Origin of the sequence: Paraglaciecola mesophila (assembly GCF_009906955.1) — a bacterium.
Lineage (GTDB): Bacteria > Pseudomonadota > Gammaproteobacteria > Enterobacterales > Alteromonadaceae > Paraglaciecola > Paraglaciecola mesophila_A.
On sequence record NZ_CP047656.1, the window covers coordinates 1,340,476 to 1,363,415 of the forward strand.

Annotated in this window: 21 protein-coding genes; 6 read left to right on the plus strand and 15 right to left on the minus strand. The window is 43.9% G+C overall.

From position 1 onward, the window contains the following. Positions 1-107: 107 nt before the first annotated feature. From tsaB to FX988_RS05760, 4 genes are all read right to left on the minus strand, one after another. Positions 108-812, minus strand: coding sequence for a tRNA (adenosine(37)-N6)-threonylcarbamoyltransferase complex dimerization subunit type 1 TsaB (gene tsaB / locus FX988_RS05745; protein ID WP_160178736.1), 705 nt, complete (start codon positions 810-812; stop codon positions 108-110). Further along, the gene (locus FX988_RS05750; RefSeq protein ID WP_160178737.1) at positions 809-2,884 is read right to left on the minus strand and encodes an ATP-dependent DNA helicase; all 2,076 of its coding nucleotides are present in this window, start codon (positions 2,882-2,884) and stop codon (positions 809-811) included. Before FX988_RS05750 ends, tsaB begins: the two co-directional genes overlap by 4 nt. 613 nt (positions 2,885-3,497) lie before the next feature. Further along, positions 3,498-4,838: an alpha-amylase family glycosyl hydrolase gene (locus FX988_RS05755; protein WP_160178738.1), complete on the minus strand. Its 1,341-nt coding sequence runs from the start codon at positions 4,836-4,838 to the stop codon at positions 3,498-3,500. 92 nt (positions 4,839-4,930) lie between these two features. Beyond that, complete coding sequence (locus FX988_RS05760; protein ID WP_160178739.1) at positions 4,931-6,016, minus strand: hypothetical protein; 1,086 nt, start codon at positions 6,014-6,016, stop codon at positions 4,931-4,933. A 195-nt stretch (positions 6,017-6,211) separates the two neighbouring features. On the opposite strand from FX988_RS05760, the gene FX988_RS05765 reads away from it, so the two are divergent. Both FX988_RS05765 and FX988_RS05770 read left to right on the plus strand, forming a co-directional pair. Beyond that, entirely contained in the window at positions 6,212-6,955 is a 744-nt protein-coding gene (locus tag FX988_RS05765) for a flagellar basal body L-ring protein FlgH (RefSeq protein WP_160178740.1), read from the plus strand. Beyond that, entirely contained in the window at positions 6,956-8,146 is a 1,191-nt protein-coding gene (locus FX988_RS05770; protein WP_160178741.1) for a flagellar assembly protein T N-terminal domain-containing protein, read from the plus strand. It begins immediately after the preceding gene. A 60-nt stretch (positions 8,147-8,206) separates the two neighbouring features. On the opposite strand, the gene FX988_RS05775 is transcribed toward FX988_RS05770, so the two are convergent. The 6 genes from FX988_RS05775 to FX988_RS05800 form a co-directional block, all read right to left on the minus strand. Further along, complete coding sequence (locus tag FX988_RS05775; RefSeq protein WP_160178742.1) at positions 8,207-8,863, minus strand: SMI1/KNR4 family protein; 657 nt, start codon at positions 8,861-8,863, stop codon at positions 8,207-8,209. A 299-nt stretch (positions 8,864-9,162) separates the two neighbouring features. Next, positions 9,163-9,618, minus strand: coding sequence for an SMI1/KNR4 family protein (locus tag FX988_RS05780; protein ID WP_160178743.1), 456 nt, complete (start codon positions 9,616-9,618; stop codon positions 9,163-9,165). Between the two features lie 157 nt (positions 9,619-9,775). After that, entirely contained in the window at positions 9,776-10,120 is a 345-nt protein-coding gene (locus FX988_RS05785) for a hypothetical protein (RefSeq protein WP_160178744.1), read from the minus strand. A 120-nt stretch (positions 10,121-10,240) separates the two neighbouring features. Beyond that, positions 10,241-10,948, minus strand: coding sequence for an SMI1/KNR4 family protein (locus FX988_RS05790; RefSeq protein WP_160178745.1), 708 nt, complete (start codon positions 10,946-10,948; stop codon positions 10,241-10,243). Positions 10,949-11,016: 68 nt separating this feature from the next. Continuing rightward, positions 11,017-11,442, minus strand: coding sequence for a DUF6678 family protein (locus FX988_RS05795; RefSeq protein ID WP_160178746.1), 426 nt, complete (start codon positions 11,440-11,442; stop codon positions 11,017-11,019). 80 nt (positions 11,443-11,522) lie between these two features. Continuing rightward, complete coding sequence (locus tag FX988_RS05800; RefSeq protein WP_160178747.1) at positions 11,523-12,002, minus strand: hypothetical protein; 480 nt, start codon at positions 12,000-12,002, stop codon at positions 11,523-11,525. A gap of 1,111 nt (positions 12,003-13,113) precedes the next feature. On the opposite strand from FX988_RS05800, the gene FX988_RS05810 reads away from it, so the two are divergent. Then, positions 13,114-13,326, plus strand: coding sequence for a hypothetical protein (locus tag FX988_RS05810; protein WP_160178749.1), 213 nt, complete (start codon positions 13,114-13,116; stop codon positions 13,324-13,326). Positions 13,327-13,527: 201 nt separating this feature from the next. Here the strand turns inward: FX988_RS05810 and FX988_RS05815 are convergent, their stop codons facing one another. The 4 genes from FX988_RS05815 to FX988_RS05825 form a co-directional block, all read right to left on the minus strand. Next, complete coding sequence (locus FX988_RS05815; RefSeq protein WP_160178750.1) at positions 13,528-14,427, minus strand: SDR family oxidoreductase; 900 nt, start codon at positions 14,425-14,427, stop codon at positions 13,528-13,530. Positions 14,428-14,487: 60 nt separating this feature from the next. Further along, complete coding sequence (locus tag FX988_RS21620) at positions 14,488-14,664, minus strand: hypothetical protein (protein ID WP_201751637.1); 177 nt, start codon at positions 14,662-14,664, stop codon at positions 14,488-14,490. A gap of 549 nt (positions 14,665-15,213) precedes the next feature. After that, the gene (gene map / locus FX988_RS05820) at positions 15,214-15,990 is read right to left on the minus strand and encodes a type I methionyl aminopeptidase (protein WP_160178751.1); all 777 of its coding nucleotides are present in this window, start codon (positions 15,988-15,990) and stop codon (positions 15,214-15,216) included. Position 15,991: 1 nt separating this feature from the next. Further along, the gene (locus tag FX988_RS05825; protein WP_160178752.1) at positions 15,992-16,198 is read right to left on the minus strand and encodes a ParD-like family protein; all 207 of its coding nucleotides are present in this window, start codon (positions 16,196-16,198) and stop codon (positions 15,992-15,994) included. A gap of 321 nt (positions 16,199-16,519) precedes the next feature. Between FX988_RS05825 and FX988_RS05830 the strand changes: the two genes are divergently transcribed. After that, positions 16,520-17,410: a homocysteine S-methyltransferase family protein gene (locus FX988_RS05830; protein WP_160178753.1), complete on the plus strand. Its 891-nt coding sequence runs from the start codon at positions 16,520-16,522 to the stop codon at positions 17,408-17,410. Positions 17,411-17,487: 77 nt separating this feature from the next. Here the strand turns inward: FX988_RS05830 and FX988_RS05835 are convergent, their stop codons facing one another. Then, positions 17,488-17,829, minus strand: a complete 342-nt coding sequence (locus FX988_RS05835; protein ID WP_160178754.1) for a cysteine-rich CWC family protein — start codon at positions 17,827-17,829, stop codon at positions 17,488-17,490. Positions 17,830-18,254: 425 nt separating this feature from the next. Between FX988_RS05835 and FX988_RS05840 the strand changes: the two genes are divergently transcribed. Continuing rightward, entirely contained in the window at positions 18,255-20,351 is a 2,097-nt protein-coding gene (locus FX988_RS05840; RefSeq protein ID WP_160178755.1) for a collagen-like protein, read from the plus strand. A 374-nt stretch (positions 20,352-20,725) separates the two neighbouring features. After that, complete coding sequence (locus tag FX988_RS05845) at positions 20,726-22,915, plus strand: response regulator (protein ID WP_412761922.1); 2,190 nt, start codon at positions 20,726-20,728, stop codon at positions 22,913-22,915. Positions 22,916-22,940 lie beyond the last annotated feature (25 nt).

The window sequence follows — 22,940 nt, forward strand, 5'->3', positions numbered from 1 at the left end:
GTATTAAAGACATGGCAGAAGCAATACAGAGTTAACACATCGTTGTTTACTTATAGCACAGGTTTACCCAGCTTTGCTATTCCCCATATGGCTAGGCAATATGGTTATTACTCTCGCCCTGGTAGCTTTTTCCAAGTAACTTTATCGCGCAAATACACCGGTTCGACCTCTTCTATCTCTTTAGCAAGCCCCGCTTTGGCCGCGTTTTCTACCAAAGGCAACATGTATTTCGCATTTGGATAGAGAACAGCACCTAACACCTTTGGTTGTCGTTCACTCTCGACATTACCTAGCAGAGCATCATACGCCGCCCAACCTGTGCCAACCCCAAATGATGATGTTGTGGACTTTTGCAAAAGAATGTCAGCAGCTTCCTCTGGGGGTAACACTTGCTCATGGCCAACCAGTGTTGCTAGGCCGTCGCATGCTTGATAGTGCGCAAAGTACACTTCCCCCATACGGGCGTCTATGGCACAAAATATATCTTGCGCTTGGTGTTCATCTATCGCTTGCTGTGCCATCGTCGCTAATGTAGATACCCCTACCACGGGCAATTGTGTACCTAGAGCTAAGCCTTGCAAAATACCTGTGGCTATACGCACGCCGGTAAAACTGCCCGGGCCTTGTCCAAAGCCTAAATAGTCAAGTTGCGCGAGTGTCCCACCAGCTTGATTAAGTAAGTCCTCAATCATGGGTAATATACGCTGGCTATGTTGCTGAGGGCATATTTCAAATTGCTCAAAGTGTTGGCCGTTTATATTGAGCGCAACAGAGCACGCCTCTGTTGCCGTATCAATGATCAAAAGATTCACTGTATTTCCTTCTTTAAGATGTCGCTTGTATCCGCTGTGTTCGCTGGTGCTGAGTGGCCTTCTTCTGCTTGGTCAGCTCCGGCTTTTACAGCTTGCAAATTTTGTTCGTCTGCAGATTTTTTAATGGCCTTAAGCGCTTTTTTTGCTTGCTGGGCATCCTCATGGATTTCTTCAAGGAACGCCAGCGCATTTGGCAAGTGTCGCGTTCGTTGCATATCCGGCAAACTGCGTAAAAATGTCTTTGCGTAGTCTTTCGTGACTAAGCGGTTATCACAAATAACCAAAACACCTCTGTCAGTTTCGTCGCGTATCAAACGCCCTGCCCCTTGCTTTAACGCAATGGCAGCTTGCGGAATTTGTAGTTGAGCAAATGGATTGCCACCCGCTTTGCGACAATCTTCAATTCGCGCCTGCAGTAATGGGTCATCCGGTGAGGCAAACGGTAACTTATCAATTAACACACAGGTTAAATCATTCCCTCTTACGTCCACGCCTTCCCAAAACGCACCCGTTCCAAGCAAAACTGCATTATCGCTATTTACATAGGATTCCAGCAGCGCACGCTTCGTGGTGGTGCCCTGTACTAAAATTGGATTATCGACCTTGTCTTCTAACATAGCAGCAATCGCTCGCAATGTAGCATGGCTAGTGAACAGCAAGAAACAACGCCCACCGCTGGCAGCAATCAATTTAAGCGAAATATCGAGTAGGGTTTGGCGCATCTCTCTGGCATTAGGCTCAGGTAAAAAACGTGGCACACACAGCATGGCCTGCTTTTGATAATTAAATGGACTATCAAGAGAAAGTGTTTTTGCTTGCTGCAAGCCCATTTGGCGCTGGAAGTGCTCAAACCCATCCCCGACCATTAATGTTGCTGAGGTAAATACCCAGGTGCGCTCTGGCGATGAGACAATTTTAGAAAATTTCGCCGCGATGCTCAAAGGGGTTAGATGCAGCACAATATGACGCATGGTGGTTTCGTACCACAAACTGACGCCCTTTTGGTTGGCGTCGGTCAAGCGCGTCAGTTTCATTCTGGCGTCACTAACCCGTTCAAAAATGCTGTCTAAGTCTTTGTCTCGGCTCAAATGTAGTTTGATCACTTCATACAAAACATTGAGTGAATCGGTTAACTTGCTGATTTGAGTTTGCACGTCACTGCGCGTTAACATTTCTCGCCAGTTGCCCTTTTGTGCCTGCTCAGGAAACAACAAACGCAAATCAGCTGAAATCATTTTGCATTTTTCACCTGCCGTATGGAGTTGCTTCGCGTCTTTAAGCGAGGTGCGGTACACCATCTCTAAATCACGACTTAAATCATGCAATTGGCGGCTAGATAACGCTTCACCAAAGTACTCGCTGGCGATATCGGGTATTTGATGGGCCTCATCAAATATCACCACGTCAGCTTCAGGGATTAGCTCACCAAACCCGGTATCCTTAAGGGCCATATCAGCGAAAAATAAATGGTGATTAACCACGACCAAATCTGCATCGAGTGCTTTGCGCCGCGCTTTGATCATGTAGCAATCTTCGTAATCGGGGCAGTCCTTACCTAAGCAATTATCTACCGTGGAAGTAACAAACGGCAGTACTTTGGCATCTTCAGCGAGGGTTTTCATCTCCCCCATGTCACCGGTTTTAGTTGATGTGGCCCAGCGGCGTACATCAGACAGTTCAACCATTGTGGTCTTGTCAAGCAAGGTACTACTGCCACCATGCTGACGAAGGCGATGTAAGCACAAATAATTAGAACGCCCTTTAAGCAGGGCTATTTTACCATTGACCCCAATGGCTTTTTTAATTAGGGGTAAATCTCGATGATAAAGCTGCTCTTGCAGGTTTTTAGTGCCTGTTGAGACGATAGTTTTCTTTTTTGCTTGTAGCGCAGGGGCTAAATAGGCAAAGGTTTTACCTGTGCCTGTTCCAGCCTCTACAATCAAAGCCGACTTGTGCTCGATTGCCTCTTCTACTGCATTCGCCATATCGGTTTGCGCTTGGCGCACCGTGAATCCGGGTATTGCTTGAGATAAAATACCCTCAGGGGCAAACAGTTTAGAAGACTTGGACATAACGAACGGCGCACATACCTTTACGGAAAAAGAGGAGGATTATGCCAAATAATCGCTAGATTTTCAGAGTTTAATCGCCTTTAATCGATAAATTATTATTGCCACCTAAACTGAATTCATTGCGCTATCCTCCATTCCCGCATCCGAGGATGTCGCTCTAGCAATTAACTTGATGACACAATGCCGATGCTATCCAAGACAAAACGCCCGACTAGCGCAACGTTAAAGTTGCCCGATCAGCGTCGTGGGTATCTTTATAAATATTCTAAAAACGTTACATGGCCCCCATCCAAAAACGTTATATGGACACCCATGATAAAAATTCCAACAAAGCGTTACATGGACCCCCTCCTTTAGCCTTTGGCGCCACCGTTCAATCAGTTTCCTATCACCGCTAGTTTATCGAGAATAAACAGGAGCCACTTTCGTTGGTTTTAGGACGGTGAAAGCAACATGCCTCGAATAGATTACAACCAAGACTGACCGTCATTAGCATGGGTGTCTCTATAGCGATAATTAGCATGGGTGTCTCTATAGCGATAGCGGCGTCACTACACTGCGATAATGACCGGCCTGATTATCGTTATGGTTTCGCCATGCATTCAGCCATTCGTTACGCAGTGAAAATCAACCATTGCCAAGGCCCTAGGTTAAATTCGCATTTGCTCGTCAACTCAATACGCTCACCCGTATGCCAATCCTCTACTGAGCCAAATACGGCCCTTGATGTTAATGATAAAGGGATTGACTCACCACTTAGATTAAGCATGACAATGACCTTACTGGCTTTATCCTGACGCATAAAGCTGAACACCTTGTCAGGGTGAGAGTTAGTGATGGGCATCATTCGTGCCCCCCACTGGCCGTTGTGCAAAGCACTGTGGGCTTTTTTTAAAGCAATCAAATCCGTGTACAAGTCTCCAATGCGATGACCTCGCCAGTCGATAGGGTCTCGTTCGAAAAAAGCCAAGCGCTTTGGATTACCAGCCTCTTGCCCGTTATAAATTAATGGCATGCCCTCCCCTAATACTGATAACACAATGGCGCACTCTAACGCGTCGCCGAACTGCTCGAACTGGGTGCCGTCCCAGGCGTTTTTATCGTGATTACTGACAAAGGTCATACGCATGGATGCTTGAGGAAAGGATTTCTCATTCCATGAATAATATTTGTAAAGTTTACTCAGGGGCAGTTTCCCCTGCGCGATGCCGTGCATGGCTTCATTCCATGACCAAGCGTAACTCATATCAAATGCATCGTAATGCAAATCGCGAGATTCCCACTCTGCAAGCATAAACACGGGTTTAATTGCGTCTAACTGCCTACGTACCAATACCCAAAAGTCCTGTGGTACAAAGCCAGCCACATCACAGCGATACCCATCAATGTCTGTTTCGTTGACCCAATAGCGCATAGCACTGGCCATATAGGCTCTCAGCTCAGGCTGACTGTAATCAAAGTCTATTATATCGTTCCAATCCCACCAGGGCGTGGGGGTGAAATTCCCCTCAATGTCAGTGGCATACCAATTTGGGTGTTGCTCAACCAACACATTGTCCCAGGCACTATGGTTCGCCACCCAATCAATGATGACGTAAAGCCCTAATTCATGGGCATAATCCACGAAATGACGCATGTCCTCAATACAGCCGAACTCAGAGTTTAGGGCGAAGTAATCTCTTACAGCATAGGGGCTACCCAAGGAGCCTTTACGGTTCTTCTTACCTATGGGATGGATAGGCATCAGCCATAAAATACCCACACCAAGCTGCTTTAATCGAGGTAAATGCGTTTCGGCTGCGCGAAATGTACCTTCTCTGGTAAATTGACGGAGATTAATTTCATAAATAACGGCATCCTTGCTCCAGTCTGGTGTTTGAATGTTTACCAGCGTCTGAGGTTGGTAAGGATCAAGCTCAGTTGAAATTCCGTTAGCGGGTTCGATTACGGGCATTGAGGCTCCTTTTGTTGTAGCGATTAAACAATCTAGAGCATTACCTCATGCAATCATCATGCTTACGTCTTGCTAGCTAAGTCATCAATCGGTTAGAAAAGCCGAGAGACAAACTGATATGCATTACTTGATTCTTCAATTGGTGCGTCACTGGTTTTTAAGGCTTCTTGCGCAGCTGCCGCCTCAGGGTGATCACCAAAGAACGTGCCAGCGTAATCAAAATCGACTATTGCATCGCTAACCGTAGTACCGGTCACGCCTTTAACCACTAGATCGGCCGCTGATAAAGCGAGCCCGGTTGGGCCACCATATAAAAAGCCCCCAGCTAGACTTGCCGCCGCACTCATACCCTCCCCAGTCATATCTTGATATAAGCTCGACAGAATAGGAATGTGCTGCGCAATGTTGACCGTATCAAACAGTTCATTCAAACCCAAACCGTCTTCACCGAAAGAAACCTTACTTATGTTCTGTAAAAGGGAATAGCTTGATTGCACATCATCCACAACACGTTTTGAGGTTGAGGGTATCCCTTGCTCTAATCCAATGGTTGACACAGCATTTTCATCAGAACTGGTAAGGCCGCTGAATAAACTTGAATGTAAGCTCGTGAGTAAATTCGACTGCATGGTGGATAATGACTCTTCAGAAAATGATGAGCCAAGTCCAGCCATTAAAGCGCTGGCGCTATCCACACCGGCGCTCTCCCCTAGCAAACCGCCGAATAAATTAGCATTTAGAGATGCCATTAATTGCTGCTGAATTTGCGCAATACTTTCATCAGCACTTAACACCTTACTTATTATCGCTTCGGGCGAAGCATCCTCTAGATTTTTCTCGCTGTTATCGCTCGTGTCATCCATAGATAAAAGCGCTGAAAACACACCACTTACAGCAGAACCAGTCGCCAGCGTCGATGCGGCCGTCGTATCATTTTCGGTAGCACTTGAGTCTATGGCTTGCGACGTAACACTAGGCGTATCATTCTCTATGAATTCACCAGCGGCCCCCTGCAGACTGGCCAGAATATCCGCGAAATACGCACCTACTCCAGTACTACTTTCAAGCGATGAACTCGTCGCCGATGCAGCATGAGTAGCATTGGGTGGAACATTGCTTAATACTGCCGTGTCTGTCTCGCTAAATTGACTTAACGAGAATTGATCAATGATGCTCACCCTGTCCCCTGATTAACATAAATGTAAACGTGATTTTGATATCAGTCATAGCAAAATAGAACTTCACCAGTCAGTTTATTTACCTATCTTTGCAAAATTGACGCTTCATTACACAACCTTGACACTCGTCATACAGACAAGCGTCAAATGAATGTGCGAACATCTATATTCGTTCTCTAAATGTAGTTTAATGTCATGTTAATCAGAATCTTAACGCTACTTTTGGTACTTGTTATTACCGCTTGTAGTACGCCTATCACCAATGATGAACAGGTGATAGCCAGTAGCCCTACCAACCCCAATGTAAAACAACGAGCGATCCAAACAACAAAAACAGACATTGAGCGTGGAGATCCTGACTTTCGTCCAGTGAGAATCGACCCTTTTCCGGCGGTAAAAGTGCCTACTGGCTCTCTTTTTGACCCTGATAACTTAGTCGGTTTGTATCAACGGAATAATCGGTATCGTGTGGGCGACATGATTTTGGTGGAGCTAGCGGAAAAAACATCGTCGAAGAAAACCCTCAATTACAGTCGAGACAAAAGTGGTAATTTTACCCTCGACCCTGTCACAGTAAACGCTGGGCCATTACAAATTAATGGCGACAAACTGAATGCTGATTTCGAACAGGAAAACGAATTTGATAGCTCCGCTGAAACTAAACAAGACAATTCACTGGAAGGGGATGTCACAGTTTACGTGCTTGAAATCATGCCTAACGGAAATTTACTCGTGGCCGGTGAAAAATGGATGACCCTGAACAAAGGTGAGGAGTTTATTCGGTTTTCTGGCGAGATACGCCCAACCGATATCGATAACGACAACACCGTCAGTTCGGTTAAAGTCGGTAACTCGCGCATCGAATTTAGCGGTAAAGGGGAACAGCAAGACAACCAAGAGTCATCCTTGCTAGGCAAACTATTTGGTATTCTTGAGTAAATGAACACGCTACTCCGCTCTTCAAGTACACTATTACTCCTCGTTTTCGCTGTTAGTCTATTTAGTCAACCCGCGTTAGCGGTATGGTATCAAGGCAACGCTCAGCTTGCGGTTGATGGGGCTGACTTAAATGTTATTCGCGCTGCGGCGATTAAAAACGCCATCGCCGATGCATCATTTCAGCACGGGATAATGATCACCGCTAAAGACATTTCTTTAGACGGCCTACTGCAAAGCAGCAAAACCGAACTACGCAGTGAAGGCAAAATTAGACGGGTCGATATTCTCAGTGAAGAAGTTATCGACGATATTTTGCATGTATACGTAAAAGTAGATATCGAGCCGTTATTTGATTGTAGCCATGACAACTACATGCGGGCTCTGCTTGTCACCCAACTCCCCGTACTTAAACCCACTCAAGCCAGTTATGGTGCAATTTTCGACTTAGGCCCTCAAGTCAGTAAACGGGTAGAGCAGCAGTTATTCTCAGATGAGTTGGTGGCCAAGGTGCAGCTGATTAATCAGGTGTTCATTCCTAAAAGTGTTCTGCAAGAGCCGACCTTCGGTTACATTTCAGACACTGCGCGCCACTTAGCAGATCAGTATCACAGCCAATTTGTACTTTTTGGCTATATCAGAGACATTAGCCTGTTTGAACAGACGACCAAAGGGCTTATCAGTGATGAGGTTGCTTTAAGACGGAATTTTACCATGCAGTTGTATTTGTTTGATGCGTTCAATAACAAAATGCTGGTTAACCAAAGCTATCATGGCGAAGCCGACTGGAATTTTAATGCCACCTACACTGTGGATACTTATAACAGTTTATTCTGGCGCAGTGATTACGGCCGAGTCGTTTTGAATACCATCAACAGCGCTGTGATTGATATCAGCAATACCTTGACCTGTCAGAAATCGCTCGGGCAAATTATTCATAAAAACAACCAGCACATCGTCATTAACATCGGTAGTGAAATGGGCGTAGCAAAAGGCGATAGATTTCAATTAATTAAAAGCGAAGCCTTGCCTGGTCAAAATGGAGATGTGTTCAACATACTGACCAATGAAGAAACGCACGTATTGACAGTAGTCAGTGTCGATGCCCAAACGGCCACCCTCGCAAGCACCGATGCAAGCTTATTCGACAACAGTCATTTGTTTGACCTAGTAAGCCCGCTTGCTGGCTATTAAGAACAAGCCCGCTCGCTGGCTAGTAAGAGCGCTTCGTTTTATATGATTAGCAGCTTTGGGTTAGCCGCTGTGTCTATCCAGCCATTTACAAAATTCGTCCTCTGAGTTTTCATCACCAAACTCAGCGGGGTATTTAACGATGTCTAATGCCGTAATTGGGATAGAGGTGTCGAATTCATTGACCACCCATTGCTGGAACAAAACATTCGGTTCTACCTTAAATTCATTTTCCTCGAAGCTCTGCTCAGGTGTTTTATCGAAATCGTCATTCCAACATATTTCATCATAACCAATGGCCAGTAAGCGAAGAAAATCCACAGCGGTTTCGGCTAGCACACAGGCTAAAACCGAACCGGAGCCTGAGCCAATATGCACAATTTTTTGTTCTCTCTTATCATCCAGCCAAAAAGCAGCCACTGAGCCATCTCCACCAGTGCGAGCAAATATACGCAATCTGTTTTTAATACCTTCATGAACAAGGTAAAAGTCGTCACTTTGTTGTTCAGCGTAAAACTCTATGATCGTTCCACCTGGTCGTTCTTCGCCCGTCCATTGATTTCTTAACGTTTCGATCGGATATAAATACCCTACACGACCTTCCTTCGTCTCTTTAATAAACCCATGGTGCTCAATCCAATCAAATAACTTAGCTAGAGGTTCAGGGACGTACATTTCGTCAGGCAAAGTTTCATGTATGCTTTTATGCAGTAAATTCAATTTGTGGTTACCCTTTTCACTTTAGGTTTTGCGATACTGAAGGTAGATCATTGCCTTTCTTTAAGGGCAAGAAAAACGTATGTCAGAGCCTAATACCAATTCCATTAAATAATTAACCACTCAGCGAAAATTTAAAAGGACTTAATCAAGGCGCTTAAACGATAGCCCTTTATTAAAAACTAACCTGTGCTCTTTCAAGTTTGAGCAACACAGAGTAAGTCCTTTTAAAATTCGCCCGAAGGGAATTCCCCAGCGGGTTTTGCACTACGTTCTCGGTATTTGAAAGGGAACAACCATTACTACACACCGACGCCTTGTTCAAAACCCGCTGGATGAATTCTGAGAGGCCAATTATTTAATGGAATTGGTATAACTATCTTATCGAAAGACGTGGCCAACATTTGCACGTCACCGGTTTCATGAAACCATAGAAAGACCTTATCTTGAAATTGTCCCCCTTCTTTTAGAAATATCAATTGATCCCCCACCCCATTGCCAGCTAAGGCAACAGCGTTTTGAGGAAAGTGCTCATAGCCACGACATGCCATAGTTTCATTGAGTATATGGTTACACGTTCGCGAGAGCCTTTTTCTGTCTGACGTATCCTTAATTGGGTATAATATCCAATCATCTTCATCTGTATTTATTTCACCTCCATTATCGACTTTCATCGCTTGTCGATATTCCTCTGGCAAGGTTGCATTTAGGGCTTGTTCAGTTAGCACTAATTGCTCATCAGATATTGTAAAGGGCATGGGATACTCCTTGGTTATCATGCTCTGCTAGAACGGTTATACACGGCAACTTATCAAGGTTTTGGCTGATAACCCCATTAAGTATTCTCATTTACAACCCCCTTGTGTGCGCCTCACAAGGATGCTAAAGAAAAAGCCAAGCATATTTAACCACTTGCTACACGTTTCTATATAAATCATGCAGGTATTCTTTATGCGCGTCATTAAGCACAGTCTCTTTGTGAGTTAACGTGAGTTCGTTCGTCTCATGTGCATCAGAAATAGCCCTAACACCATCAAGTACACACAGAAAACCAAATACCGACTCGTTAACAGCGCGCGAGACTATACGTTTCAACATGTCTTGGTCACTATCACTTAGGCTGTTGTACCACACAGATTGTTGAATCAAGGATCCATCAGGCTTTCTGCCTGGCGGTGACGACAAGGTACTGATGGTGTCATTAATCGCAGCTTTCGCGACCACCTGTTCGATGGTGGTAATAAAATCTTCGTTATTCAATGAACCTCCAAATTTCTATTTAATTGTTCTGACCAAGCAAGATGTATTGTCAAGATTACACTTCTGCCATAGCCAAACGTTCAGTTATCTATCTCTTAATTCACAGACACTGAATCAGTTTTACACCTGTTTAAACGGCACATACTCGTTCCACAACGCGCCAAATTTACCTCGCCATTGTGGTCCAATAGAGTCAAACCATTCAAGCGTAGATGCGACCGTTTCTTCAGATACGAGAAAATTCTCAATGTGATGTTTTATCGTTTCATCCAAAATGGTTAGCTTGTTCAGGTACTCATTAAACGAATTTGCCACTAGCACCAATGAGCTTTCTTGGCGTAAGCCTGTCCATTGTGGAAGCCCAGACACAGAAGCGACAACCTGTCCCCCATTTCGCAGATCTAAGTAAAGTACACTAGACCCGCCATCCCCACCAATGGGCAAAACGCCGACGTTAGGAAAGTCTGCTTGCTGCTTGGCCTGATTCAATTCGAACGGGTTGGACTCCCATTCATCTTCACAACTTAACGGGTAGAGAGTGGAAAAGGATAAATATTCAGCTGACGTTTTACCCACCTCTAGCAGAATATCGTAATCTAAATATCCTCCGTTGCAGGACCGTAAAAAGGATTTGTAATCATTTGGAAGCTGCTTTTTAAGCATTTCCTCTAACAGGTTAATTTCTGACGCTTGCGCTGGGGGATGTGCATCTTCAATGATGAGATTCTTATATTTCATAGGATGTTGAATGCGCTCCTTATCGAATTTGGGTGGCTTAGTGTCATGCGGCGGTAATTCTCTAGAAATAGTACTAGCAATTACCAACATAGAGGTTGGCTAGAATTTCAAGTAGGAGTTACCCCCTACTTTTTTGATATTGAATTAATGTCAAACGTTTACTCATTTTTAGAGATACCAGAAAAGTCATTCGCATAACCATAAATAAAAAACACATCCTCTTTGTGTTGATAAGGAATATGTTGCTTATTAAGTACCTCGATAAATTGTGCTTCAATACTTTCGAGCTCGTTTTTTATTAACCTTCCTCTGGGGATCACACGCCTCGGTCGAACGGCTATCCATTCAATTGAGTAAAAAGGATGTATCCCTTCGTCGTAATCACCGATATACCACACATCTTCAGCAAAGGGTTGTGCATCACTGTCTAGCACGTCCTTTCGTATATACGGCGGCGGAAATGGAAGTGCTTTATACATAGCATCACAGAACGCTCTCCATTTCGTGTTATTCATTATTGAGGTTAACCCTCGCTTTTCAATTTCCCGCCGAATACGTAATTTATGTTTGTCTTCTTTATTCATTTACACCTAACCGTTACTGTATGACACACTTATTAAACCAAATCGCACAGTATGCATATTTGTGTTGATGTTAAATGCCACTATCGCTCTTGCCATTTGCTAAGCACTAAATTGAACTCATAGTGGCTATCATGGGGAGCGATAAAGGCATTTAGCTCAAAATCTTGCCCCTTGGCGGCTAACCAACGTGAAGAAAACCACTCAATCAAAGCTGTGGTGGCAATCTCCCAGGGGTCAAGTGAATCATCCATATTGATGTATTCATCTTCAAGTTCATTAGGGTATACGTGCTCAATCGTTAACAAGTTACTCGCACTGGACACGCCAGTCTCTGTTTTTCCATCAACACAGATAAAATGTGCATTATTGTCTTTATCCAAAAAGCTGACTTTTACCGGAAACCCAGACGAAAACCCATCTACAGCAACCTCAAACGCCAATGTGGTCACCTCTTGAGGATATTCATATTCAAGTAAGGAACTAAGCCTTGCTTGCAACGCCTCACTTAGTTGCTCTAAATGACTAATGACTTGCTGCTTAAACTCAGGTGTAAGACTCATTTATCTCCTTAAAAATAGAACTAAATTCAATGCTTGGTTTTTACAAGAAAAGTGACAGAAATGACAGAGGCATCCAAGATAAAAATAACACAACTAGTTATCACCCAAGCTAGACTTTCGTTTTCAGTGATTCAGGTTCACACGATCATTTCCTTACCGGACAAAGATGAGCAAAACCAATGGATTGTCGAAAGGAATTGCGCAATCTAATATAGATAGTCATTCCTTTAGGTGCGATGCCTGTTAGGCGTGCATCCTGTGCGGCACAGAAATTAATGAGGGAGAAAATGGAACAATCAATCGTTACAATCCAAGAAACCGTTTTGGTTCTGCTTGCCATCGCAATTGTATCAGTGCTGTTCAGCTACTTCTTTGTCGCTAAGGCTTTAATTGCAAATGGCGTCTCTAAAACCAAAAGCATTATAGCGGGCAAAGCGAGTACTACGATTTTGATACTGCTAGCGTCATTCCTTTATCTATATTTTAGATAGCTGATTACAGTGCATTGCAAATGATTGTCTAGTTTAAGACCCCTATGATCTTGCAGCGGCATTGGAATACTATCCAGCTATGCCAGAGGGTTGTAAATGGTTCAAAGCCACGTTCGCGACCTATACATATTTTGGACGTGAACTAGGCTGCCTAATGGTTTTTCAGATCCTCGCTTATCATTCAAATCGCTCTTTTTGTTACTTTTCATCCAGATGCTACTAGCAGCAACGCGACACGAAAATTCCTCGCTCATTTGCCCTGCAAGGGAGTAGCGATATCAATCTTCAATAAATGAAAAAGTTACAACGCCGAGTATATTTTTCCTTCTTACTCAACTCAAAAATGTAAGCGATATTTCTTCGACTCTTAGCTCTCTTCGCTATTCCTGACCAATTAAGGGGATCGTCAATTCACTAATATTTGGCATGTCAATTGAAACCGCATTAGACATAAAGCCTTTGCAACGAGAATTCGAGGTGTAAACGCTCAGAATGAAACGGCTAAACAATCAGCAAATTTATAGAAGTGGGAATGTTGCATATAGATCAATTATGCAATTTAACTCTTTGAAAAAGAGTAAAGCTCGGTAATATCAACCCAGATAAAAATAGGTATTCAGATGAATAATAAAGATCAAAGCTTAGAAAAAAAAGATGATGATTCAGTTAAAAAAGACGATGACACCATTGAACAAGATGATGCATTGCAAGATTCAGAAGCACAAGCGGGAAGCCCGATTGCGCAATCAATAGCAGGAGAAGAAGATCCAGGTTCTGCCCTTGAAGAATTCATGAAAGATCAGAAAGTTGATGAAAATCAAGAAAAGAAGTAATGCTGTATTTTATTCTTAATAAGTCTGTCTGAGTATTAATGGTCAGACAACTAATCACTTAGCTAAATATTAATTCGATACATTATCTAAGAATATATTGGAGCCGAGAAACATTCTCACTCGGCTAAATTCGGATGATATTAAGTCAGCTGGACGCCACAAACAGTATGACAACACATGAGTTAGCAGAAAGTAATCGTGCTAAGGAAGGTGTTGCCCGCCCGTTACGCCCATTATCTCAGCCGTTACATAGCTGGATTCTTGCGACGCTAAATAGACATAAACCGGTGCTAATTCAGCGGGCTGCCCTGGTCTCCCAATTGGTACATTTTCACCGAATTTCGGTAACTTTTCGGCTGGTTGTCCCCCACTTTGCTGTAATGGCGTCCAAATAGGTCCGGGGGCGACACCATTAACCCTTATGCCTTTATCTATCACCATTTTCGCTAAACTTTTGGTAAAGCTAGTAATAGCTCCCTTAGTCGAGGCGTAGTCTAAAAGCCCAGCTGAGGGCTGATAACTCTGAATAGAGGTGGTATTGATAATGCTGGCCCCTGGGGGCATATGTTTTACTGCAGCTTTTGTAATCCAAAACATACCGAATACGTTCGTTGCGTATGTTTGACAAAATTGCTCTGTGGTTAAATCTTCTAGGTCGGCAACAAACTGCTGCTTTCCTGCATTATTAACCAGTATATCGATTGCACCTAACTTCTCTACGCTGTGACGCACTAGGCTGTTACAGAATTCTTCATCAGATACATCCCCTGCAATCCCCCAAGCATCACTGCCGCTGGCCTTTAATATGTCTAAAGTGTCTTTCGCATCGGTTTCTTCACTGGCTAAGTAATTAATCACAACATCGGCCCCTTCCCTAGCAAATGCGATAGCTACTGCTCTGCCAATCCCAGAGTCTCCACCTGTGATGAGTGCTTTACGCCCCTTTAATCGATTGCTTCCCTCATACGTGTTTTCGCCGTGATCCGCTTTAGGATCCAGTATTTCATCCAGCCCTGGATCAGGTTGTTCGCCGTCTTTTTCAGTTTTCCCCATCTGATATTGGCTTCTCGGATCCTGCATCGTAAATTGATTGGTTTTCATTCTCAAAGACTCCTTCAAACGTAAATCTGCATTAAATAAATCAAATTTGAGTAAAGGTGATTAATGGCTGGATAAATGTTTTATGTCGCGTTCCTGCCATTTTTCTTTGCGGTGGTGGGGGGTCGGTTTATGTAACGAGCGAGTAGTACGATTAAGCTTGCGGAAAGTTCCATCTACATAATTTTCAATGGCTTCAACATCAACATGAAGGTTATATCTATCTTGGAATGTTTTCACTTTGCATCTCCTGTTTAATTTTAAGATCTACAACTGTTGGTTTGCTATCTACTTCGACTTAAAAACAGCAATAGATATGCCAAATGAATTATTTTTAAGTGCAAACGTTATGCTCCTTATCCTCGAGGCAATTGTTTACTCTGCAAGTGGCGAAAAATAGTAGTGATGATGAATGAAATTTTGACATCGAATGTATATGCAGTGGAAAAAATTACACATTAGCCCCCACCGTTGGCGCTCGAGCTCGACCGAAACGGGGCTTTGTAGGAATAACGCTGCGGCCGAGTAAGGATTACTTACATTGCCACTGCAGAGAAAGAATCGGCTGGGCTGAATCAACACACGAATGAAAATGAATAGCTATTTCGCGCTCAATGCAGACAATTAGATCGTTGCTCGTTTAACTATTTGGCGGGGCCCCATTTGCAGCTACGATTGTGAGCCATGTCCTTATAATTTACAGAGAAAACGCTGGCTCACGACCTTGACGAGATTTGACCCACTCGGCGCTAGGGCCTTTTTACGAAGGTGTTTTGTGATAAACCGTGTCTAAACGAGGTCCGCTTCCTCTTGTCTAAGCGTTAACACCTCATAACCCGTCTGCGTGACCAAAATAGTGTGCTCCCACTGAGCAGAAAGCTTTTTATCAGCGGTAATCACTGTCCAGCCGTCTTTCTTGGTCTTAGTTTTCGCCTTGCCTTGGTTAATCATTGGTTCAATGGTAAACGTCATGCCCGGTTGCAAGGATATTCCTGTTGCTGGCTTTCCATAGTGAAGCACTTGCGGCTCTTCATGCATTTCTCGGCCTATCCCGTGCCCACAAAACTCTTTGACCACAGAATAACCTTTTCCCTCTGCTAAGGTTTGTATTGCTGCGCCAATATCCCCTAACGTCGCTCCTGGCTTTACTTTGTTAATACCTGCCCACATAGCCTCGTAGGTCGTTTTAACAAGGCGTTTGGCCAGAGGGTCAGCCTCCGTCATTACGTACATTTTGCTAGAGTCAGTGATAAAGCCATTCTTCTCAAGTGTGATGTCTAGGTTAATAATATCTCGTGATTTAAGCCGGTAGCTATCACGCGGTACACCATGACAAACCACTTCGTTTACGGAAGAGTTTAACGCGAATTGATAGCCGTATTGCCCTACACTTGCGGGTCTTGCATTTAAGGTATTTCGAATAAAGTCATCGACTTGATTGTTAATCTCTAACGTAGACACCCCTTCTTGCACAAAATCGTCTAGCATGTGAAAGACTTGCGCTAGAAGTCTTCCTGACGAGCGCATCAACTCAATTTCTTCTATGGTTTTTATATTTACTTGCATACTATTTTACGACTTTCAAAACGCTATCGGCGTTTGCGTTTTCCAGTTCCTTCACAATCAGCTCTGAAAACGTCAAGTTTGGATTTAGCTCGGCTAGACGCCCCATTTTTATCCAAAATTCCGCCTGAGCATTAATAGAGCGTGACATAACCTGACAGCTTTTTCGTACTTCGTCATGCACTTCATCAGATATTTTAATTATTCCCATAACAAACACTGTATATATAAAACATATACACATCGTATATTTCGAGTCTGAATTTTACAAGTTCTCATTAAAACAAAGAATACACTTGCAACTTAGACTAAGCAGGTGACAAGCTGCAAATGAATGGACTGGCTACAATTCGCTGCGATGCCTACAGTGACTTGCTATTTCTACGGTCATCGCCGATATTTCAACCGATTTATAGAAGTATGCATACTTCGTGGAAAAACAGCAGACAGTTGCCGTGAATCAAACGTCGAATTAAGGCATCATAGCCACAGAGATTAGAACAGCAGGAACTAATAAGAAGTGACAAAACCGATGAGCAAAATTACCCTCTTAGACGGCGGCATGGGCCAAGAATTACTGCGCCGAAGCTCCCGTAAGGTCACTCCTATGTGGTCGGCTGACATTATGCTGAATGAGCCGACTCTGGTCAGAGATTTACACTGCGAATTTATTGAACATGGTGCTCGCGTCATTACACTCAATACCTACACCGCAACCCCTCAACGCCTCAAGCGTGAAAACGAACTCGCACAACTTGAACATTTACATCAGGCGGCGATGCGCGCAGCTCAAGAGGCAATTGAACTGGCACAGCGTGATGATGTGGCTATCGCCGGCAGCCTGCCACCACTCGTCGCGAGCTACCATCCTGAGGTCTCTCTATCATTCGAGGATTCTCTTGATAGTTATCGTCAACTAGTGGAATTACAGTCACCTGCAAGCGATATCTTTATTTGTGAAACCATGTCATCTATCAGCGAAGCCCGAGCTGCCTGTACCGCCGCCAAAGAAAGCGGCAAACCTGTATGGGTGGCATTTTCAGTGAGTGATAGTCACCCTGAACAACTTCGCAGTGGTGAGTCCCTAGAAGAGGCACTTAGTGCACTTGACACACTTGCACCTGAGGCGATATTGCTTAATTGCAGTCAACCCGAAGCAATCAGCGCATGCTGGCCGCTAATGCAAGCTTCAAATACGCAGATAGGCGCATATGCGAACGGTTTTGTGTCTATCGACGCGCTTTACCCTGGAGACACAGTAGAAGCACTAGAAAGACGCAATGACATGAGCCCAGCACAATACGCCGCACACGCCATGCACTGGGTAAACAAGGGGGCATCTATCATTGGTGGCTGCTGTGAAATTGGCCCTCCCCACATAAAAGCACTCGCAGCAATATTGCAAAGTGAAGGTTTGTTGTAAAACTATTAGGCTGCTTTCCCAGCGTCAAAGCGAAATTAATAACGGATAGGCAATTAGAAGCCACCATCACTCGTTCATCAACTGCAATACTGGCGCTGGAACATGTGCGGATCATGAGTGAAAGCATTTACACATCGCTGGCAGATACACTGCTTATGCTGACGGTTCGCAGGCACTAAATCAATAAGCGCTCGAGGAATCGAAGTCACAAAACACCAGCAATCAGCCTGATTTGGTGGTTTTAGCGGTTGTTGATCATTACCTGCATTTTTAGTTGGCTCAGGGCTGAGCGTTTGCACCTCTGGTACTTTTTGCTTTGGCGTATTTTGAACCATTTGCGCATTATTACACCGATTATCTTGCTGGCAAAATGGGCAACGCATGTCATCAAAAATAGCGAGTTCTTCTACTTTACGCATTGTTATTTCTCGAAACATTCAAATAGTTAAAATAAATAATGTGATTATTATCACATGTGAGCGCCATCCTGTTTAATACCATTATTCCAGTAAATAATTGACCTGTCAGAATTCATCCAACAGATTTTGAACAAGGCGTCGGTGCACAGTAACGACTAACCCTTTTAGATACCGTTAACACAGTATTATAAATGCTGACGCATTCTCTTACGATGAATGTTGCGAGCAGACTGACCAAATTTGATGGTTATTTCACTGTTTTGTTCATTGACAATCACCGCTCGCAGTTAGCAATTTTTGTCATTTTGAATATTTTTGTCACAATTTTGCATCCACTGGGCTTAGTCAATCGTTCCTTTAAATGTACCGCGCGTTCTCCGCGCTTTGCAATATGGCAATTATGCTACTTTAAGGAGCTAAATATCATGATCAGGAATACACAATCTACCCACACATCAACCCGAAAATTTGTAACTACATTAATCGGTCTATCCGTCGCTTTATCACTTACAGCCTGTGATGGTGATGACGGAGCCCAAGGCCCTCAAGGCGAGCAAGGTGAAATGGGTGCACCGGGTAATGACGGTCAACCAGGTACACCCGGTTTTGCAGCAGCGCAATTTTTAATATCAAACAATGGCCCTGACAATGCAGGAACGGTTGATCTTGTCGATCAGAATGCGGCCAAACTAAAAACCTTTTCTAGCGGCAACAATGAGGGCATCGCCCTTGATGCACTTAATAATATTGTTCACGCTGGCGATTCGACAGCGGGCAGCGTGCGTTTTTTATGTGGGATACAACAGCGTTCAGAAGATAACGTGTTTAATAACACTGAAGACCGAGAAATTACCGGCGCTAACACCGGTTTAGTAAACCCTAAAGGTATCGACATAGCACATAGTGCTGGCTTGGTCATGGTAGCTGACTTCAACGGGATGCGTATTAGTGTATTTGGCTCAGCCGCAGCGGGAGATGTAGCCCCTTTAGCGGAAACCTTAACTGACGCCAAACCATGGGATTTGGATTACGATGAAATCAACGATCGCTTATTCGTAGCACTAACCGACGGAACGATAGCTGTTTACGACGACTACGTATCCGGTGGGTTTGCTGCCATGCCTGCCCGCGTTATCACTCCTAGTGACGATAGCCAAAGTACAATTTCAGTAAACATTCACGGTATCGTTTACGACCGTGAGACAAACAAACTGGTTGTCAGTGATGTTGGCGATGCCGCATCTGCCACTGACGGCGCTATTTTTGTTATCGATAATGCCGCTAGTGCCGATGGAAATGTAAGCGTTGCACGTGCTATCTCTGGTCCATTGACATTATTGGGTAATCCAGTCGATATCGTACTTAGCGGGACAGATTTACGCGTTGCCGAGAAGTCGAACGATGCCATACTGGTGTTTTCAAATATCTTTTCCGGCCCAAGTGGAGACATTGCACCAAGCTTAACCACCAGCAGTATTAAACCTGAGTCGTTAGTTGAAATCACTCAAGCAAACATGCATGCCGACTCATCAGATATTGCCACACCTAACGTCAGTTTTAACGGTATCGCAGTAAGCGGAAACCCAGCAGCAGGTGTTGATACCTTTGGTATGATTGCTAAATTTAACACAGCATTAAATACTCAGCTTAGTGGATACGATTATAATCAAAGCATAGAAAGCGTTGCATTTGATATCGCCGGAGATGCCTATGCAACCTTTGATGATCCAGATTCAGGAACAGCGGGTATATTAGTGGGCAATCGCGTAGCTAAGTCTCGCGACACGGAATCGTTCAATACCGCCAGAGACAGAATTATATCAGGTGACAATACAGGGCTTGTTGCCCCTAAAGGCCTAGATATTGCCTCTCAAAGGGGCCTGATATTTGTCGCTGAAAACAATGCTACCACCCCAAGTATCTTGGTATTTTCATTGTGCGCATCGGACGATGCAGCACCAGTGCTAACCTTAAACATGGCCGACAATGCTCGCCCCTGGGACGTAGATTATGACGCCAACTCAGACCGAGCCTATGTTGCCCTAACCAATGGCACAGTTGCCGTGTTTGATGAAGTAACCGCCCGTATGAATAGCGGTATGACAGCGATAACCACACAAGATCGTACCATCATTCCAGCAGTAGGAGGCACCGCGCAACTCGCACCATCGAATATCCATGGTATTGATTTTGATCCCGCGTCAAGTAGCCTAATACTATCGGATGTAGGCAGTGCCGCTGACGCAACTGACGGCAAATTGTATGTCATTTCCGCCGGTGACTCAGCAAATGGTCTTACCGAGATAAGCGTAAATATCAGTGGGGCCAGCACCAACTTAGGTAACCCAGTTGATATTATGTATTCGGGTAGCCATTTGTATGTAGCAGAAAAGTCAAACAACCTGATCATGCGCTTTGATAATATCTTAGCTAGTGCAGGCGGTGATATAGCTGCGAATGCCACAATGAGCTATAGCGCACCAGAGTCAGTTGCACTTATTTCGCACTATATTTCTAAATAAACGTCCGAATTAAACTGATTTCGTCACTGAGTGACTTTCTCGCTCAGTGGCGTATTGCTCATCATGCGTTTTACTCCCCCTCCCTTTTTTAACCTGCATAATCATCAGTCTAATTAAGACCCTATGCATACTACATTTCGACCGTTTGGTTCACCTTATGCCACACATGTCAGTGGTGATTTAGTACAAAGCGCCAACTCGTCGTGACGACTTCCTTTAAGTAAGTTGCTCAACACCCGTCTCAAGGAGTAGACTGGGTAAAATACCGCCCAATTTTCGATCAAAATCTATTTTAAGCGTCCTAGCAAAGAGGTCTTAGAATCGGTTCGCTTAGGATTCACCACATCGTTCATGGTTGCTGCAGATATTCGTAAATGACCACGAGTAAAGGAGAAAGGATTTTGACAGTAAAGACAGGCTTATCGATTCGCGCGCGTTATATATTCGCTTTGACACTCGTCGCCATCACGGTGACGGGCTCTGCCGTTATCCTCAAATACATTTTCAGTGCACAAGCCAATGATGCGTATATTATTAACATCGCTGGGCAGCAGCGTATGTTGTCACAGCGTATTGCTCTGTCTATTTCAAGGTTATCCTCTTGCCAACTCAGCGCTCAATCTACGCAGCAATATCGACAAACCTTAACCAGCGCCCTAACGACCTTTAATGATAATCGGCTGTATTTAACGAACGCCAAAGACTCTCCGGCAGCAGTACGGACGTTATATTATGGTGAACGCGCCCTAGATCAAATGACCCAAGATTATATTACTGACGCCCGGGATTTTTTAACGCAAGGTACCACCTGTACTAAGCCACCTTCGCGATTCAATGGGCAAAATAGCGATACCTTACTCAATGATCTTGACCGTGTAGTGCAAGCCTTTGAACTTGCCGCATCAAACAGAGTACAACGTGTTGAAAAGGTTGAAACATTCTTGTGGTTTTTTACCTTGGTCTTATTGATATGTGAAGCGCTATTTATATTTCGGCCCATGGAGAGCACAGTCCGAAGTGCGCTTGCATCGTTAAAAAATGCATTACAAAAAGCAGAAAATGCCGAACAACAAGCCATAGAAGCGAACAAAGCAAAATCAGAATTTCTTGCCAGTATGAGTCACGAATTACGAACCCCAATGAATGGGCTGTTTGGCATGATGGAATTAGCCTTAGACAACCCCCATAAAAGCGCTGAATACCTCAAGAAGGCAAAAAATTCCGGTAAACAACTATTAGTATTGATCAACGACGTACTTGATCTTTCAAAAATCGAAGCCGGTAAGTTACGCATAGAGCGCACTTCATTGGATTTGCTTCAGTTACTTGATGACGTTATCTCGGTGCAATCAGCCAATGCTCGCCTGAAAAATCTAAATTTTATCTACACCAAGACCACCCCACTGCCCACTCGCATATTTGGCGACCCCACTCGCATTGCCCAAATCATGCACAATCTATTAAGCAATGGGATCAAATTTACCCAAAAGGGCAGTATAACGTTAGATGTGGGGGTCAACATTAAAGACAAGCACTTTTGGTTAAACATAGTCGTCACCGACACTGGCATTGGCATCAAAGCGGAAAAACTGCCGACAATATTTAATAAATTTGAACAAGCGGACAAAAGCACAACGCGCCTACATGGTGGCACAGGTCTTGGGTTGTCTATTTCAAAACAACTAACCGAATTAATGAATGGCACCATAAGCGCTAAGAGCACAGAAAACCAAGGCAGTGTTTTTGCTTTGTCGCTACCTATCGAAGTGGATCAAGCACAAGTTGAAAGTATTCAACCCCCTATTCCGCTGAATTGTGCCATAGTGGATGACCTACAAACCAGTCGAGATTACTTAGAACACGTTGTTCATGCTCAGGGCTATAAGGTGACCACTTTCGGCCATGGCGCCGCATTTTTAAGAGTGGATATCAGCCAATTTGATGTTTTGCTGCTTGATTTATCTATGCCAGACATCAATGGGATCGATGTTATCAATGCCATGCGTAAACAAAAACGACGTAAAACACCTTACATTATCTTGATATCAGCGGTCATTGAGCACCTGGATTGCGAAGAAGAAATACGACGTCTTATCTGGCGAACTCATGCAAAACCAATACTGAGGCAAGAACTCGAAGCTGATCTGAGAGAGCTGCAGAATATTCACCTAAAGCTTGAGCAAAGTCCCCTTGTCGCATCAACAAGCCACAAAATTCTCATCGTTGAAGACAATGAGATAAATGCCGAAGTGGTTAAAGTCATGCTTGAAGGAGCAGGCTTTCACGTTGCCATAGCTACTGACGGCGAAAAAGCTATTCAAGCCTGTATTTTTGAGCAATATGACTTGATTTTAATGGACATGCACATGCCAGTAATGGACGGCATAACCGCTACGATAAAGCTAAGAACTGAAATGAACTTTACTCATCCTATCGTGGCCCTGTCAGCCAATGCGTTTGTTGAAGATAGAGATAACTGCCTAAAAGCAGGGATGAATGACTTTTTATCTAAACCCATCGATAAACAAGCATTACTATCCACCATTAAGCGCCAGTTAGTCTAACTTGTTGGTCAACACAATACATAGC